Origin of the sequence: Burkholderia sp. BCC0398, assembly GCF_902833245.1 — a bacterium.
Classification (GTDB): Bacteria; Pseudomonadota; Gammaproteobacteria; order Burkholderiales; family Burkholderiaceae; genus Burkholderia; species Burkholderia sola.
In genome coordinates, this window is sequence record NZ_CADFEM010000027.1 from 1 (window position 1) to 17,255 (window position 17,255).

A 17,255-nucleotide genomic window follows, 5' to 3' on the forward strand; every position below is an offset into this window, starting at 1 on the left:
ACGAAAACTGCAAACCCTTCGTCTGGACCGCGTCAGCCGATTCGATCCTCGAAAAGCTGCATCGACTTTGCTCGCGAATCAGCGGAACAGGACACTAGATGGAATTAGGAAATAACCGCTCGCTTCGGCATCAAGAGCCTTGTCTTTTGCCCATAGACCGTCACCAGGGAACACAGGATCCTGCACGTGATACCGGCCATTGGCGCGACCAAGGATCGCCCCATAATGTCCGACCTTCCAATGAACAATCGACGGCACCGGAACCGCTTGGCCTGGTTGGCGGTACACGACACGAGACGCAAACTTCGCGTTGCCGGCGAGCTGCTCGAGCTCCGCCAGATTCGTCCCGTTTGAGCCCGCTCGGTAGTATTGCAGCCGGTCTGCTTGCCGATTGTGCGAGTTACGCGAGAGGATCATCAGCCTCAGCGCGACCGGGCCGCAATTGAATAGGTGCCGCGGATCCTTGTTCACCAGAGCCAGTTGCTCATGTGCCTGTTGGATTCGCTCGGTCGCGGATCCCGCGATCGCACGGTCGCCCATGTCATCGAAGAGATTCGACAGGTTTTGCATTTGGCCCAGCGACGCATACAACGCGGCAAGCTCAGCACCCGCGCGATCGACAACCGCCTTGGCTTGCGGATCGTTCGCCCGCTTGCCGAGCGCCCATGCCTGCTGCCAGGCGTCGATCGCCTTCGATAAGAAGCCATCGTGCAGATAGGCAAAGCCCAAATTCGCGTAGATGGCCGGTGCCCAGCCGGAGTGTGGATAGTGCGCGAGAAACGTCGTCAAACTGCGGATGTCATCTGGCTCGCTGCGGGCCCGATACGTCGACAATGCGTTCGACAACGCACCATCTTCGGTCGGTGTTGTAGCGCCAGCGCGTACAAGCGGCTCGGCCAAGCCCGCGACGCGAATGGCATCGGAGCCGCCAGATTGGATTCCCCCTGGCAAAACTTGCTCCGGGTGCGATTGCCCGTGGCCCGCGAGCGGCAAGAGTGCAAAGACTGTGGCGAGGAGCGCGACGACGTATCGCATATTCGTTATTCTCATACCCAACCTCGGATGTCTTGTCCGGAAACGGCGGCTATGCAGCCGTTATCTGAAGGCAATGTCTTCCGTTTGGCAAACGGAGTAGCGAAGCAAGTAGGGTTAGGAGGGTGTCCAGGGTACGCAACCCCATACTCCGGTCCCCCACGTCATTGGGGGCACCCCATTGCCCGCAGTATTGGTTTGAGAGGTCCGATTCCCGTTGGCATCATAGCTATAGACGACGCAGATCCCATTGTCGTATAGCGCGGTCGTCACTCGTCCGAGCGGATCGTAGGTGTACTGCGTGGTGGCGCTCGCGGCTTCTACGGGCACGCTCCCGAACAGACCAAAGACAATCACCGTGAAATAGATTGCGAGTTGCCAATTTCTGGAGAACATGCGCCGCCTCCAATAGGATTGACCGGAGCATCATCACGGTCAATTTCCGACGGTTGGATGGTTATCAGTTCGGTGCTGTAAAGCTGAACGACTGAACGAGCATGATGGATTGCCCTTGTGCCCAGACGCCAAGCCCCACCATGTCCAGTCCCCCGCCAAGTGCGGTCAGGAACGTGCCAAGTGGCTCAGAACCTCCGGGCACGGGAACCCAATCGTATCCGTCCGAGCTGACATAAAACGTGAGTGTTGTTCCATCGTTCGACACGCGGAGCCAGGGTGTCCACGCTGCGGCCGACGCTGGAAAGCCGCTCAGCGTTTGGGACCAAGTGGTGTTATTCGTCCACCGTTGCGCGATGAGTTGGGCCGGCCAAGCTGTGCCGGAATTGTAGTAACCAAAAAATATCATCCGCCCGTTCGACGAATTACGCAGCCAAAAGCCTGCTTGGTTATTCGATGCCTGAAAAACGGGCACCTCGATGCGCATATAGACGTCCCATGGCGCGTCTGGTGCAGGCTGCTCGAGCGATTCAACATTGGATGTCGCATTGACTGGATTGAGGATGAGAGATGCCTTGCCGTCTGTCGCGACTGCTGAACCTTGGTTATTCCAGGTGAATTGAGCGATCTTCGGAAGCGTCCGTGCAGCCTCAACAGCGTTCCCGCCAGTGGCCGATATAACACCACCGCTCGATACAATGGTGTGTCCGTCGACTTTGGTGACACCGAACTGCGCCGAGGATGCCTTGTTGCAGGTTAGGGTCGTCGTCCCCGATGTGGAGCAATCGCCGGACAGGTCGCCGCTGGTGATGGACTTGGGGCCAGAAAATACCGCCAAATTCCCGCTCACGGGAGCACCTGAAGACGCCACGGCGGCATTCGCGCAACCCGCCACCGTATTGAAATTATCCATCACCTTAGACGCGTCAGCAGTCTGGCCGTTGACCAACTGGTTTGGCAGCGTACATTGTGCTTGTCCCACGGATGGGCCGGCACCCGCGATGAGAAAAATAAGAGAGCCGATAGTCGCGAAAAGACGTGATGTCATATTCGATTCCCCGTGCCGCACAACGTTAGTGGTGAGAGAGATTAATGCGATCCGCCGTGTGTGGGCGCGGCGAAATTTCACATCCGTCTCAGTTGTGTTTATGTCTAAACTGCGGGCGCCTGCCTCTCCGTTGCTGGCCAGTAACAAGCGGAGCAGGATTTGTGTTGATTATGATTCTAAGTGGGACCCTAGTCCAAGAAATAGTCTAGTCCAAAATTGGAGAAATTCCCATGTTGTGCCTGGGCGGACAGGAAGGCCAGAATTTTCCAGATATTGCCGGGGCGGACATTTGGTTTGCTTCCGACGCGATTACGGAAAAATTGTAGCGAACTCGGGAGAATGGTTTGCCAAATCTGAGTTTGGTTGCTACCTGTACCTTGCGCGATAGATCGGCCGTGCTGGGGGCCGGAAATCTCCATGTCCGACCGGGATTAATTCTGGTCCGGGGTCAGCGGTACCTCGCAACGCTGGCACGATCTCACACACCACAGGAACTGAAATGCGGGACGCGGTCGGCGCCGAGCGGACTGCACGACCAGCTCGACATCTCGTGTTATCCGTCGTCTTGCCCAACTCGAGCGCTGCATTGATGCCGCGTTCGGTTGCCAGCGGGACCTCGACACACAATTCGTGTGGGGGTTTCGTTGATGAAGCCCCAAAGCACAATCAGCTGGAGTAGAACAGCCAGCCCCATGCACCGAGCCGCGACCCATGCGCAGGGCCTGGAATGCCGCGTGATACTGCAATACGCGTTCTCCTGCTTTCTGTCGGGGCATTGGCAGCGACAAGGTCTGGGCGACCTTCACACGTCGGGGCAGTCCGAGCCAGCGCGCGAGAATATTGAGCGTGCGCTCGTGAGGTCAATTGCGATCGGCTATCTCTCCATCGCGGATATAATTCGTGAGCCGAAGTTTCGTGACTACCGCTGACTTCGGAACGATTAACCTACCGAAACATTTCGAAAAAGGATCCTACACTCTCATGCCTACATATCTCGAGCTCAAAGCGCAGGCAGAAGCGCTGGCACAACAAGCAGAAGAAGCTCGACTTGCCGAGCTGGACGCCATCATTTCCTCCATGCGCGAACAGATTGCAGAATACGGGATCACGCCGGAACAACTTTTCGGTCGACGTCGCGCCGTTGCACCGAGCCCTCGCGCGCCGATTGCGCCGAAGTATCGCGATCCGAAGACAGGTGCAACCTGGAGCGGCCGTGGCAAGGCTCCCCAGTGGATTGCGAACGCGAAGAACCGCGATCGCTTTTTGATCGAACAGTAAGCCGATCGGCAGTTGGGCACAATGTCGTCATCTTTACCAGATGGGACATACTGGGCGACATGTCGGGAGCGGACGGTATTTGCGGCCTCGGCAAACGGTCACGGCGACGTATTTCCGCACGCAGAGATGATCGTGAAAGATGGATGGGCTACGTTCACCCGTGACGGCGTCGAAGTGTGGAACTGCAGCGCGCGCTACGCCGCTGCGCACTTCGACGTTCAGTCCGCTTAGGAAGACCTGCCGATGAGCCAGTTTGTTCAGATTGCGCCGGGTGTCGTGTTCTCCGCCGATGTACTCGGGGCCGACTGGGCGCGTAAGTATCAGCAGATCACCGAAATTGAAGTGCCAAACGGGCATGCGCAATCCGCAACTCGGCGGAACCGGCCCGCCAAGGAAACCGGTCAGACGATCGACGAAAGCACTTCGAGCCAGATGTCGTTGTTGTAGACGACGACCGGCCCTCCAGCCTATGCCCGTCCGCCTCGCACAGAGAAGATCAAGCGGCGCATGTTCATTGTTCGGCCAGCCGCTCGAGCTCGTCGAATTCACCAAAGAAGTCCTGCTGCCCTGGCAGTGCCGCCGGCGACCGACGTGCTGCTCGCGGCCGCGGATGCCCCGCTCTCTTCAACGTGCGCGCAATCGCATGAAGCTGCGCCCAAATCTGATCTGCTTCGGCGCTCGACAAAGTGTCGGCCGCCACTTCGAGCGCACCAACGAGCCTCTCGAGCTGTTCGGGTGCGCCGGCCAGCACGGGGCGCACTTGATCGCGCGCCTTGCTTTCCCGATATGCTTCGAGCCATCGCTCGAGCAGCTTGCGCTCGTCGCGGGACAGAGTGTCAAGCAGCCCAGTCGGGACAGGTTCATCGACACGAAACGTACCGATGACGCATTCGCGCGCCCGCGCCCTGATGGAAGGCCGCTTCGGCGGCACGGCACGAAGCAACTTGATGAGGCGCCCTTGTTCTCGAATGAGCATCGTTCGTCTCTGATTCCATACGATCACACCAGAGCATAACAAAACAGGACGTCATGAGCGATTGAGCAACGGCCCATATCCTATCGCGTCATTGCCCGCCAAAGACGTCCTCACTGAGCTGAAACGCGCCGGCGCGCCGCACATCTGGTTGAATAGCTCACCTCCCGACCGCTTCATGTCGCCGCTTGCGGCGAGTCGTTTCGGTTGTCGTGATACTGATGAAATAACACCGAGCACACCAGTGGCCACGTCGAATCGTATTCGGTGTGGCGAGCCATCGATGTCCTCGGGCACATTCCCATTCAAGTCTGGTCGCGCTATTCACATAGGTCGCTGAGACACACTTCCCACCACGCTCAAGCGCAATGCTTTTCATCAGCTCGAGCCCAAGCCTGGACCCGTCGCGGCTGCACACTGGGCACCAATGCCCCCGAACAACAGCCCCAGGAGCGGCCTCCCAGCGATGCCCGTGTCGCACTCCCATTTCAGGCGCGTCGCCGCGTTTCGGTATGTTTCGGACAAGCACCGCCCGCCGAGTTCCCTCGCCCACAGGCGCATGCGCTCGATCCCAAAGCGCATTGCCTCCCGCTGACACTCCGGGCACCAAGCGCCACGAAAGATCCTCGCGCCTTGCGTCTCCCACTCGTGGTCTGCACCACCTCGGAACCTATAGTAGGCCTTGCTGCCCTCGTAGACCTTCGAGAGACAGACTCCACCATGGCTCCTCGCGCGTTCACGTAACCTTGCCAGGCCGTCCTTGTGACGATATGCGTGTACCTTCTCTCGGTCCGCGCAAATGCGGCACCAGGCGCCCCGCACGATCTCACTACCTGAAGTCTCCCATTCATGTCCTGCAGCACACCGGAAACGATAGCGCGCTGTCAGTTTCGTGTAGCCGGTCGACAAACACTTGCCGCCTCTCGCGTTTGCAGCCCCTCGCATGCGTGTCATCCCGTCCGGATCGGCCATGCGTTTCGAATGTTGCGCCCTCGCGCAGAGCGCGCACCAAGAGCCCTTTCGCAGATTCTCGGCGGTCTTCTCGAAAACGTGCCCTGCCTTACATACAAACTGGAGTGGTGTGCCGCGGCCCGCATACTGCTCCGAAAGACAGCGCCCGCCGGCCTGCCGCGCGAGTTGGTGGATCTGACGAAGTATCTCGTCAACGCGACATGCCGGACACTGGACCATCGTGTAGAACAGATAGGAGCCGCATCGGCTGGACTCGTGTCCCTTGCGACATCGAAATCGATACTGCGCGTGCCAACCTTTCCATTCTGATTCCAGCAACTTCAGTCCGTATGGACGAAGTGCCTCTCGCATTCGCTTCAACTGATCGAGTGACAACGTTGCTGCTCCGCTAAATTCCTATCGGGGCCTACCCCCGCATAGAGGCCGAGAAGTCGACCACCCCGATGTATGATTCTCACACGTTACTCTCGTGAAATCGAGGACACCCGGGCCATTCTCTGACCAGTCACCGGGAGTTGCGAAATCCTACTTCTCAGATTGCGAAATGACCCCTCCGAAATCGAACCCTTTTAATTCATTTTGCTCTACAAGCTCCCTAAAACGCTCGGATACAAATACTGAAGCAGGACTTTCTTTTAGGCGAAATATATCAACCCCTTCAATGCGACTCTTCAGAAGGAATATTTTATTAAAAACCGTCGCCTGAGGGTAGACTTTGAATTTTGATGCGTCCATATCGACGGCATTCTCGATCACCCGGGTTACATGAAATCCGAGCATGTCTTTTATCGGGGCCTCGACCTGCAATATCTCCCCGCTGCCACGAAGTACCGGCGCCAATACATCAAGCGCCCTCTCACTAAACAGGAGAAACGGAGATAGCATCGTATGAACGTCGCTGGTCTTTTTTCTGCGCGAAGTACCCCACGTAAGCTTAACGGGGTCATAGTCTTGGCCAAACCCTCGCCCACATAGAGCGGTTGCTCGTATAGCTACGCTCTTGTCATATGCGATTTCACCGTCATCATCGACTTGAACGAGAGGCTGAAATGCTTCATCCTGCCTCAAACCGTAAACGTTACTCACGCACCGCCCCACATCCAAATTCCATAAATACCGAGAATCCATCAGCTATTATGGCGCGGTGCAACTCCTCGTGCATCCCGGCCTCACACGGCTCAAGAAAAAATGTCGGCGTGTTACTCTCAGCACCCACGACATCCAGACCGATACTATTTACCTTTCTGCACGGAACCAAAGGGTGCGCCATTCCGTCCGGCTTGACAACGCCCAATCAGAAAAACGGGGCGAACGACGTTGTTAGAGAACTGAACGCTGCCATTTGTCGTTAAAATTAAGAAACTCTTTTTTCTTCACCATCCATTTACCCGCCTTTTCCTTCATCGTGAATCGGGATATCGTCAACATTCCCAATGTCTGGCGAATGGCGAAAACTACCTCTCCGTTCACGGATTCGATGCTATCTTCAACGTCGGTTTCAGGATCGTATGTCGGTGGCTCCGAACAACCCAAGTCAATTAAACGACCTTGGTTTGTTTTTTCTTGGAACGCCCATTTCTCTAAAATAGCAGAAAGATCTTTCCGTGCACGGTCATCAATACCAGAAACATCGCCACCACTTTTCAGAGCACTATGCTTTTTCTCGTAAAAATCCTTTTCCCATTGATTCATTTCCAACATGAATGATCGCAATGCCGTTCGCGCTTGCTCAAAATCGTCATTCATCGCCTTCAACCCTTAATCATTGAAAATACCGCCCTAGTGCGAGACCTCAGCGACGATGACATCCATATTTTAGCCAGGCCAGTCGTCGACCGCGACAAACTGCATCTGTTTTGTTCCGGCGACGATCATATCCAGAAATGCCGAGAATCCATCGGCTATATTGTAGAGGTTGCCACATTCTGACACCTCTGCAATATCCGGCTTCGCTGTGTCATTCGCATGCAGATGCGTTCTATCCCAATACAGGACCTTTTCAACGCTATCGAGTCGCGCCAGCGCGTAGTAATTACCCCCCGGGTCATCTCCAATCACAAAGAAATCGTTTAGAAAATCGACCTCACCTCTGACACGCTCGTTTTGCTCTATTAAATCAAAATTCTCGTTACTCGTTCCGACTCCAAAAAGCGAAGCAAAGGAAATCATTCCATTATCGACACCAAGAAAATCAAAATCGAGATAGTCGGCGCCGCCAATGAATATGCCATTCCACTTCTTCAAAAAATCCTTGTAATCCGTCGGAAGAACGAATCCGAGTTCCGCCTCCAATTTACCGAGGAGCGGCTGTGCAGGTTTTGCTCCATACAGAACTGGCACCTTACCTCCTTAACACGACGATTGATTCTTCAAATTAGAGACGCCACCCCTATGGGTGAATTCACTGTGAATATCCTTCGGAATTTCCTGCATCGTTACCATGTTCTCGTGGTGGTGCCAAGTATTTTTCGTGTAGTCGGCGGGGCTTCCTGCCTTTGCATCCGCCAATCCAAAGTCCCCTGCTGGCGCCCTACTGTGATTTCCTTTCAGCCCCTCAACGTCTACAGATCTGACCTCATACGGCTTGAAATCAGGATAACCATTTGGATAACGGACAACCGTACCTTTTGCGTTGGTATATACCCACGTCCCCGACTCCACCTCAACGTGAACGGTACCACCTTTTTCAAGCCATTTCGTCACATCCGGAGAGTTCAACGGCTTCTCCCCAAACCAGCCCCACGGATCGATCCATCCTGTAGGATTGGGGGCATACGCATACAAATTGTCGCCACCCAGCAGCCCGATCGGATCGTGGTTAATGAACCGGCCTACATCAGGGTCGTAGAACCTGAAAGTATTATAGTGAAGGCCCGTGCTTTCATCGGCATATTGTCCGGCATAGCGGAGCGGCTGATCCGTGCGTGCCGAAGTCAGTTCTCCACTGTTCGGCTTGACCTTGCCCCACGCCGTATATTGCCCCGCCCACGCTAGCTCTCCAGCTTCGTCTGTAACTTCCAATGGGGCGCCCACCAGATCCGTATGGAAGTGGTATATCCGCGACGCCAGCTTCGCCGTGTCGATCGCTGCCGCCGCCAGTGCGTTCGCGATAACCGCATCAACGCGTGCCGCTGGAGAGTACGACGCATCTGGACTGTATATGTAACTGCTCACGCCAGTCTCGCGCACCTCTTGGGCGAGCCGTAGCCCCTCCCATACGAACCGCTTCGTCTCGCTGCGCAGTTTTACGCCACGCAGGTCGTAACTGGTATCCGTCTTCGCAATCCGCCTCCCGATCGGGTCGTATTCGAACCGAGATTCGACCGTGCCACGCGCGTCGTGCGTTCGGACTGCGATCAGTCGGTTCTGCCCGTCGTAGGTGAACCGCTGCGTCTGGTTCGCTCCGCGCAGCTTCGTCGTGAGATTGCCAAACGGATCGTACTCGAAACGGAGATCTTGCCACATGAGCAGGCGATTGCCTTCGACGTACCCCCGGCTACTGCGCTGCGCATCGTCAAGCAGGTTGCCGGCACCGTCCCACGCGAATTCTTCAACTTGCCGATCCATCGTGTTCACCCGCCGGGTCAGCTGCCCGGCAGGATCGTAGTTGTACTGCGTACTGCCACGGAGGCCGTCGCTCATCTCGATGAGCTCGCCAGCGGCGTCGTAGCCGTAATTCCGCCACAAGTGCCCGCGCCCACGACCCAGCGCTTCGGGTTGGAATCCTGCCGACTGCCAGACTTTCCGACCAAGCGGATCGTATGCGGAACGCTGAGTCAACCGCCCCTGTGTGCGCATCACTTCACGATGCAAATCGTCACGCTCGAAGTCACTCACCACCTGATCGCCACAACGGATCTGGTGAACGTGGCCTGAACCATACCGCAGGATCTGCAAGCTCTGGTCGTGCGGCAGCGCTAGCTTTGTCACGTTGTCGAGCGCATCGAGCACATATTCCACTGTGCCGTTCACGCCGTGCTCGGCCATAAGGCGACCCGCTTTGTCGTATTCGAAACTCACGACGTCCGGAGTGATGCCAAGCGCAATACCGGCTGGAGTTGGCGTACGCTCAACTTTCACAGTCCGGTCGCCCTTGTCGCGCTCAAAGCGGGTTACCTCGGTCGGCGTATGCTGAACCTTCAGATTGCCCATCCGGTCGCGCTCAAAGCGAATAGTGCGAATAGTGCGAATCGGGCGATTCGCATTAGCGCCATTGACCGGGGCCCCTACGATATCAAGTGTGAGCAATTCGCCAGCGTCCCCATACCCGAACCGCCGTTCCACGCCGTCCGGTCGCGTCTCGGTCAAGAGCCGACCGCCGGCACTGTACGTGAACGCATAGCATGCGCGGTCCTGCAGTAGCTCTCGAAGCCGCCCGTCGGCATCGTACCGATAACGGGTCCGGCGCCCTGCTGGATCGCTTATCTCGACGACCTGGCCACGCGCATTGCGCAGCGACTGTCGGACCCTTCCGCCGAGGCCAACGTGCCGAACCATAAGCCCGGCTGCATCGTATTCGAAGGCCTCCGAACTTCCGTCGGGATATGTGATGCGGCGCGGCTCGCCGGTCGGACGCACATCGTACGTGATGCGCTGACCAAGCGCGTTCTCACGCATAACCGGCAGACCGAACGGATCAAAAGTGGTTCGCGTCGCTTTGCCGGAACAGTCAGTGCGCGCGACGAGCTCGCCGAGGCTATTCCACTCCAGAGTCTTACGTCCCCCCAGTGCATCAATGTGCACGAGCGGGAGCGAGGTCAGCCCTTTCGGATACTCGTAACGGTTTTCGCGGCCAAGCGGATCCTGACTCACCAGCAGCCGACCCTGCGGATCGTATTCTGCACGCCAGGCACCACCGTCAGGCCCGACAATCTCCACAGGCCGCCTGCTGTTGCCGTCATAGCGAGTGCGTGTCGTGCGGCCAAGCGGATCAGTCTCGGCGACGATCCGGCCCGCGTCGTCGTACTCGAACTCGGCCGTGCGCTCACCCGGCAGCATCAGCATCACCGGCATGCCGGCGTCGTTGTACTTGATCCGGTAGAGTCCCCCGTCGAAGTCGGTGTACTCGACAATCTGAAACTGTGCGTCGAAGCGCCAGTGCGCGGTGCGACCATCGGCGTGCCGGACGCGCGTCTGCCGGCCATCGACGTCGTATTCGAACGACCAGTCCTCGCCCTCGCTGGTGCGCGTTGCGACGACCCGCGGCTGTCCTTCGATCGTCGACCACACATAACTGGACGTGAAACCCAGTGCGTTCACGTGGCTCGCCATCAGGCCGTTGGTATATGCGAACTGGCGTACAACCGCTCCATTTGCATCCGTCACCGACGCCAACTGGCCGTTCTCATCGTATCCGTAAGCGACGGCCAGGCGGCGCTCATTGCCATGAACGAGCGTGACCGCGCTAAGCCGTCCGTGTTCCTGCTCGTAATCGAGCACGGCATTCAATCCGCCGCACGTCAGAATCTCGGTGACGCGGCCGCGGCTATCGCGCTCGAACTGGCACCACTGTCCCGCCTGATCCTCGATGCGGCGCACCCAAGCAATGCGGCCGGAGTCCGGCTCATATCGGCCGAAGTCGTAATACGTCTCGCCAATGTCATGCAGGATGTAGCGGCCGTCGGGCGTACAGGTCAGATACCGTTGCTCGGCCTCGCTGAATGCGGCTTGCCCGGCACGCAGCAACGGAAATCCGCTCTCGCGCCCTTGCGCGTCGGTGTACCAAAGGCGTCCGTCGCGAGCGTGCAAACGAAGCTCCCACGGGGCGACCCAGCCGCGCCCGAGCGTCCCCGCATAGTCAATGCTGCTCGAATAGAACCGCTTGATCGCAACCGGCATCGGGCTCGGGATCACGAAGTCTGTTTCCGATTCGGCCAACAGGATCTTTCTTCCGGTCGTGACGTCGACTGGGTTGCCGAACATCCCGCCGAGCGCCTTGTTGATCGCGGGCCCGGCGACGTACCGTCCGAACGCCTCACCGAGCACGTACCCGCCGATGAACTTCGCAGCGCAAGGAAGGACCGCGCGCGACAGCCCGCCAGCCTGCTTCAACAACCCACCTAAGCCGCCGACCAGCCCCGCCAGCACGAACGCCCATTCCGTCGCCGTTCGCAGCCACGGCGGCACTTCGTCGTCGACCGGCAGGTAAGTCTGCGTGCCGCCGTGAAAGAACGTATCGTGCGAACCGCCGGAGATTGTCGCGCCGCACTTGATCTTGTCGTCCTTCCGCGCCGCTGGCCGCCCGTTGATGAAGATGTTCGTCGATCCTTGCGCGACAAGCGGAATGGGATTGTGCTTGCTGCATGCCACGCCGCTCAGCGTCGCATAGGCCGCCGAAAGGGAATTGACGTAGACGTCCGGCGAACCTGTGATGATGTTGCCGGATTGCGAGCTGAACATCTTCCCGATCGACTCCCCTATTGATAGGAGAGCCTGCGCTCCGATACCGGCCATCATGCCGGCCAGCAAGGCCACGCCGAATCCGCATGTGAATGTGGCGAAGGCGACTGCGGCGATCAGGGCAATGCCCAGCACGGCGCCGACCAGAAAGCCCGCGAGCGCGCTGGTGTGATCGATCGGGTCAGTGACTCGTGCGGCTTCGTACACGATGATGGTCCTTTGCTGTTGTTATGCCGACTCTTGTTCTGCCGGACGATAGCCGTCGAGCCAGTCGCGCCACAATGCGTCGAGCGTTTCGCCGAAGCTCTTCGCGCTCGAAGCGGTAAAGATCAGCACGCGTCCTGGGGCAACAATGAATGCGCCTTGCCGTTGAAAAACGGTCTTGGGGCCGTTCCGATAGGCAGCGTCGATGCGCTCCCCCGGCATTCCATCGGTTTCAGGTCCAAGCCGTTCAGCCTGGCGCGAAAGCACCCGGTGTCCCTGCAACCTCGATTTGAGCAGCGCGATCTGCCGATCGATATACGGCGCAAGGGTCTCTCCGTCCTTGAGCCAGTCGCGTGCGACACTGAGGTTCGGTTGCGCAGCCGTATCGGCCGGCACGAAGAGGTTGGTCGTGCGATCCTCGAAACCGTCCGGCAGAACGATGCTGCCTTCGTGAATCCGAATACGGTTTTCGGAATCCGTCATGCTGGTTCTCTCGTGATGTGTAGTTGTTGGAATGGGTTGAAATCAACGCGCACACGCGCCGACGCTCATTTTCCCTGCAACGCGACGATGCTTTCCCGGTGCAAGCGCAAACTGCCCGCGAGCAATACGATATGCGCGACGAGCCACACGTAAAACGCGACGCCGTAGCCGGATATCGGCGTCGCGTCTGCTTCGTTGAAGTACCACTTTGTCGTGAACAATGAACAGAGCGCACACGCGAGCCCAGCGGCCGAAAGCTGACTCGCGCGGGTATATCGGTTCCGGGCGAGCTGGACAGCCGCAACGACGTAGAGCGGATTGGCGAGCCATGCCGGATTGAGCATGAACAGTCCCCACCAGCCCTGAGCGAGAACCGACAGCCCGCTAAGCGACGCTTCTTTCTCGAAATGCATCGCCGGCATCGTCAGCGAGAGCACGTACAGCGCCCCGGATACGCCGAGGACCACCTCTCGCCTGACACGCGGCGTCGAATCAAGAACGTTCGTCATTTCCCGAATCCATTGCACGACACTTCAACGGTCGCGCATGCGTTCAATCCGTCTGGCCGGCAGGTGTCACGACCTTCTCGCCGCGTGCGCGCATCGCTGAGCGTTGCGCCTTCGGATCGAGTGGCGGCCAGGGCGCGCCGGCCGTAACGATCTTGCGACGAATCTCTTCGATACGCGTACGCGCCGGCGAGTCCGCAGACGTATGGTTCTTCAACTCGTTCTGCAGCACCCATCCGTACGACACGCCGAGCTGGCTGGCAATCTTCGGATCCGCGCCGTGCGCGAGCAGGTAATCGACGACATCCCACTGCTGAATCATCGTCGCCTCGAAGAGTGCCGTCTTTCCGAGCGAATCACGAGCATTCACGTTCGCCTTGTGCTCAACCAGCAGCTTCAGCTGGGGCAGCAGCCGGTTCTCTGCAACTGCAAAAATCATCGGCGTGTCGCCGTTGTATTGCCAGTTGGGATCGAGCCCGCTGTTCAACAACACGCGCAGGAGGTTGGGCGTATCGGCCCGCAATGCGACGTCGACTACCGATCCGCCGCTGGCACCGACCGGCGCCTTGGGGTCCGCGCCGTTCTTCACGAGCACCGAAATGATCTGGAAGCGCGGATTAGACGCGTCGTTCTTGACCGGAACGATTTCCTGAACTGCATACGACAGCAGCGTCGTATTCTTCGCGCCCGGCGCATTCAGATCGGTCTTGTGCGCGAGCTGCTGAACGCGGGTGAGATCGCCGTCATGAATGGCCTGAGCCAACGTGAGTTGCTGCCCCGAAAAGAAATCTTCCGGTGCGTAACGCTTGAAGCCAGTCATGTTCGTCCCTTGGGCTTGAGTGGGCCACCACAGCGGCGAGGACACTCCAACGAGTGCGGCAATCGCGCCGGCGGTTATCGCTTTCTTGTATCGCATCAGTGAGATGAATTCAGTTGGGAGACCAGGTCGAGCTGATCCTTCGCGACCTGCTGGTTGATCCCGTTCGTCACGTCACCCATCAGGTGACGGCCGACCGTGGTCACGCTTTCGCCGTCGAGCGTGACGGGGCTGCCAACCGCCTTGGGCATCAGTGCCGCCGTACCGTCGCTGATCGGCCCGAGTCGGCCTTCCTGCAGGCCGGTCAAGATATCGCCGTCGACGCGATAGGCCGTGATGTTGGCCGGCTGGGCTGTTCCGCCGTATTGCGCGACCGTCTCCGGATTGAGGCCTGCAGCATTGAAGGTCACAGCCGAACCGCCGCTGGCCTCGGCTGCAGCGGACGCCAGGCCACCGCCGAGCGAATGCCCGGTGAAATCGACGCCGGCCGACGCGCCCGTGGTCTCGATGTTCTTGCCGATCGTGACCGCATTGCGGTAGTACGGCGCATCGGCGCCGAGCCCTTGCGCCATGTTGTTGCTCATGTCTTCGCCGAAGAGCTGCTGGGTACCCTTGAACGCGATCGTCGGCTTCATGCTGTCGCCGAAGACATTCGGATCCGGGATATACATCTGCGACCCGAAGTTGCTACCGCTTTTCTCGAAATCGCTCGGCTTGAGGCCGAACGCCTTCAATGCTTCCGGATCGTTGGTCGCCATCTTCCACCCGGTCGGCGGCGGATCGTTCGGGTGATACACGTGATCCGCGAGTTTCGCCAGTTGCTGCGCCTTCAGCGAGCTCGCCAGCTTGGCCGCCGCCGCGCGCGTCGCCGGGTCGGGGCTCGCCAGCCCCTTCGCGATCGTCGCCTGCTCTGCCGCCCACTCGAGCGCGAGCGCCTGTTCCGCGGATTGCGCACTGCCGCGATTCAGATGGATGACAGGCCCGTCGAGATAGATGCCGTTCGCGTTGATGACGATCGTTGACGGACCGAAGGTCAGCTTGATGCTGTCCGGCGTCATTGTCACGACGCCATCGCCGACACGATGCTCGATGCCGTCGCTCGCCTGATGGCTTTGCATGCCGGGCCCGGCCTTGCTCGCGATGGCCTTCGTATTGATCACGTTCGCCGTGGTGTCGCGCGTCAACGCGATGGTTTCCTTCAATCCGCCCTGCGCGATCTGCTTCGTCTCGCTGCCCTTGAGCAGCGACACCGTGCGACCGCCGGCTTCGACCGTGTGCGTTTCCGAATCCTTGATGACCGTGTTCATATCCTTCTGCGCGTGCAGAAAGACTTCTTGTGCGCCGTTCACGTCGGAGAATCGCAATTCGTTTGAGCCCGCGCCCTTGTGGGTCTGGCTCTTGATCCCCATCGTCTGTCCGGCAGCACCGTGATAAGGGTTGCCCTGCTGGCCGTTGTAGACGCGGCCCACAATGACCGGATTGTCGGGATCCCCTTGATTAAACGCGACCAAGACCTCCTGATTGATCCGCGGGATGGCGGCCGCCCCCCACCCGTCACCCGCCCACGGTTGGGACACGCGGATCCACATCGAATCCGAGCCGTCCAACTTGCCGCGGCGATCCCACAGGAAGTGCACCTTCACGGCACTGCCGTTCGTGTGAATTTCTTCGCCCTTTGGGCCGACCACGATTGCCGACTGCGTGCCATGAATGACGGGCTTCGGCGTATTTCTGGGTGAACGATACGGAAACTTCTTCGGGAGCAGAGAAAATGTATTGCGGTACGGCAGCTTTGCGTTGTGTTCCGTGTAATCGTTCACGGCCTCGTGACGAACATGCAGGATGGCGTATTCCTGATTGTTGGCCATGACTGGATGGTTCATCACCGTCACGCTGCCTGCAGTGGTCATCCGCCACGCATAGCCGCTGCCCGTATACCGATGCGCGCTTGCTTCTTCTGCTTGCATCGCAATGCGAGCGTAACGGTCGCCATCATCGCCGTGATCGAACAACGACTGGTGTTCGAAACGCTCCGTTGTCTCGAGCCCCGCATGCCGCAGATTCTCCGGCTCGGCCTGCACCAGCATCAGCGGCGACGATGGGTTCTGGTGATTGAAGTCGCGAAAGGCGATCTTGCCGACGCCGAAGCGCCGACCTTCATGCAACTGGTCGATGCCGTTGTCTTCACTCGCCGCAGTGGCGGCATACGGCAAATTGGCCAGCCCGTCGATCGGACGGAAAACGAAATTCGTATCGCCAACGACAAGGAAGTGCTTTTCCTTTTCGTAGCGGTGCGTCCAGATCAGGCCTTCCTGCTCCATCAGCCGCGCGCAGAAGTTGTAATACGACTCCTGATACATCACGATATATTCGAGCGGCTTCTGCGCAGTCCGGATGTCGAATTCGAAATCGGTGAACCCGTGATCCTGGAAAATCTCGGTGAGGATATCCTGCGCGGTCTTGTTCTGGAAAATCCGGCAGTCGGTCGAGCGCGTCAGAAACCAGAACCACGGCGCCACCGTCATTTGATATTGCGTCACCTTGCCCGGATTGCCCGCCCGATCGAACGACGTGACGTAGCCGTCGAAGTAACGGATGCTGTCGGTGGCGCCTGACGACACGATGCGCTCAAGCGTGGACTGCCGTGCGCTCTGGTCGAATCGGATCTTGATCGGTTGCCCGATCAGTTGGTCGGGCACCAGATCATGCTGGTGTGACAGCAAATCCAGGTGGATCTCCGGCAACCGATTGACGTGTTCGTCGATAACCGCGGTGCTGACCAGCAGCACGTCCGGACCGAGCGGCGAATCGATGGTCACGTATCGATTTAGCTGAGTCAGTCGAGCAACGCCGCCGGCCGCATTGTTGAGCGCGTCCGCAATCGCGGCCGGCGTCTTGTTCATCAGCGAGAAACCGGTCTGCGCGAGCTGGACGGCGCGTTGCACGGTGTCGATATGACTTGCGACGCCGGCGAGCGGGCCAATCTGGCCTGCTACCGTGGACGCAACCGGCCCGGCAAGGCCGCCGAGCGCGCTCAGAGAGCCGAACAGATTCCCGCCGGAACCAGCCGGAATACCGCCATTCGGGGCGAAACTCATTTGAATTCCCTTTATTTTCGTCTCAGGTTCTGTCCCCAATTGACTCACCAAC

Annotated in this window: 14 protein-coding genes; 3 read left to right on the forward strand and 11 right to left on the reverse strand. The window is 58.6% G+C overall.

The window, feature by feature from the left end; genetic code table 11:
- Positions 1-78: 78 nt before the first annotated feature.
- Both HWX76_RS34905 and HWX76_RS34910 read right to left on the reverse strand, forming a co-directional pair.
- Positions 79-1,035 (reverse strand): cysteine peptidase family C39 domain-containing protein, encoded by a 957-nt coding sequence (locus HWX76_RS34905; protein ID WP_176017044.1) that lies wholly within the window; start codon positions 1,033-1,035, stop codon positions 79-81.
- A gap of 457 nt (positions 1,036-1,492) precedes the next feature.
- Positions 1,493-2,473: a hypothetical protein gene (locus HWX76_RS34910; protein ID WP_124631880.1), complete on the reverse strand. Its 981-nt coding sequence runs from the start codon at positions 2,471-2,473 to the stop codon at positions 1,493-1,495.
- A gap of 981 nt (positions 2,474-3,454) precedes the next feature.
- Between HWX76_RS34910 and HWX76_RS34915 the strand changes: the two genes are divergently transcribed.
- The 3 genes from HWX76_RS34915 to HWX76_RS34920 are packed head-to-tail and all read left to right on the forward strand — an operon-like array spanning position 3,455 to position 4,198.
- The gene (locus HWX76_RS34915) at positions 3,455-3,751 is read left to right on the forward strand and encodes an H-NS histone family protein (protein WP_060733711.1); all 297 of its coding nucleotides are present in this window, start codon (positions 3,455-3,457) and stop codon (positions 3,749-3,751) included.
- 21 nt (positions 3,752-3,772) lie between these two features.
- The gene (locus HWX76_RS36875) at positions 3,773-3,982 is read left to right on the forward strand and encodes a hypothetical protein (RefSeq protein ID WP_080334336.1); all 210 of its coding nucleotides are present in this window, start codon (positions 3,773-3,775) and stop codon (positions 3,980-3,982) included.
- A gap of 12 nt (positions 3,983-3,994) precedes the next feature.
- A complete protein-coding gene (locus HWX76_RS34920) occupies positions 3,995-4,198 on the forward strand; it encodes a hypothetical protein (protein WP_050016135.1) in 204 nt (67 codons plus the stop codon).
- A 64-nt stretch (positions 4,199-4,262) separates the two neighbouring features.
- Here HWX76_RS34920 and HWX76_RS34925 read toward each other — a convergent pair whose 3' ends face one another.
- From HWX76_RS34925 to tssI, 9 genes are all read right to left on the reverse strand, one after another.
- The gene (locus HWX76_RS34925) at positions 4,263-4,727 is read right to left on the reverse strand and encodes a hypothetical protein (RefSeq protein WP_050016137.1); all 465 of its coding nucleotides are present in this window, start codon (positions 4,725-4,727) and stop codon (positions 4,263-4,265) included.
- 1,494 nt (positions 4,728-6,221) lie between these two features.
- Positions 6,222-6,782: a double-CXXCG motif protein gene (locus HWX76_RS34930; RefSeq protein ID WP_235356264.1), complete on the reverse strand. Its 561-nt coding sequence runs from the start codon at positions 6,780-6,782 to the stop codon at positions 6,222-6,224.
- 234 nt (positions 6,783-7,016) lie between these two features.
- On the reverse strand, positions 7,017-7,442 hold the full coding sequence (locus HWX76_RS34935) for an NTF2 fold immunity protein (protein WP_080334341.1): 426 nt from the start codon (positions 7,440-7,442) through the stop codon (positions 7,017-7,019).
- Between the two features lie 69 nt (positions 7,443-7,511).
- Positions 7,512-8,036, reverse strand: coding sequence for an SMI1/KNR4 family protein (locus HWX76_RS34940; RefSeq protein ID WP_080334338.1), 525 nt, complete (start codon positions 8,034-8,036; stop codon positions 7,512-7,514).
- A 9-nt stretch (positions 8,037-8,045) separates the two neighbouring features.
- Positions 8,046-12,302, reverse strand: coding sequence for an RHS repeat-associated core domain-containing protein (locus HWX76_RS34945; protein WP_176017045.1), 4,257 nt, complete (start codon positions 12,300-12,302; stop codon positions 8,046-8,048).
- 21 nt (positions 12,303-12,323) lie between these two features.
- Positions 12,324-12,782, reverse strand: coding sequence for a DUF1795 domain-containing protein (locus HWX76_RS34950; protein ID WP_050016142.1), 459 nt, complete (start codon positions 12,780-12,782; stop codon positions 12,324-12,326).
- A 65-nt stretch (positions 12,783-12,847) separates the two neighbouring features.
- Positions 12,848-13,291: a hypothetical protein gene (locus HWX76_RS34955; RefSeq protein WP_050016144.1), complete on the reverse strand. Its 444-nt coding sequence runs from the start codon at positions 13,289-13,291 to the stop codon at positions 12,848-12,850.
- A 43-nt stretch (positions 13,292-13,334) separates the two neighbouring features.
- Positions 13,335-14,204, reverse strand: coding sequence for an ankyrin repeat domain-containing protein (locus HWX76_RS34960; protein ID WP_050016146.1), 870 nt, complete (start codon positions 14,202-14,204; stop codon positions 13,335-13,337).
- On the reverse strand, positions 14,204-17,203 hold the full coding sequence (gene tssI, locus HWX76_RS34965; protein ID WP_050016148.1) for a type VI secretion system tip protein TssI/VgrG: 3,000 nt from the start codon (positions 17,201-17,203) through the stop codon (positions 14,204-14,206). The genes HWX76_RS34960 and tssI overlap by 1 nt, the downstream gene beginning before the upstream one ends.
- Positions 17,204-17,255 lie beyond the last annotated feature (52 nt).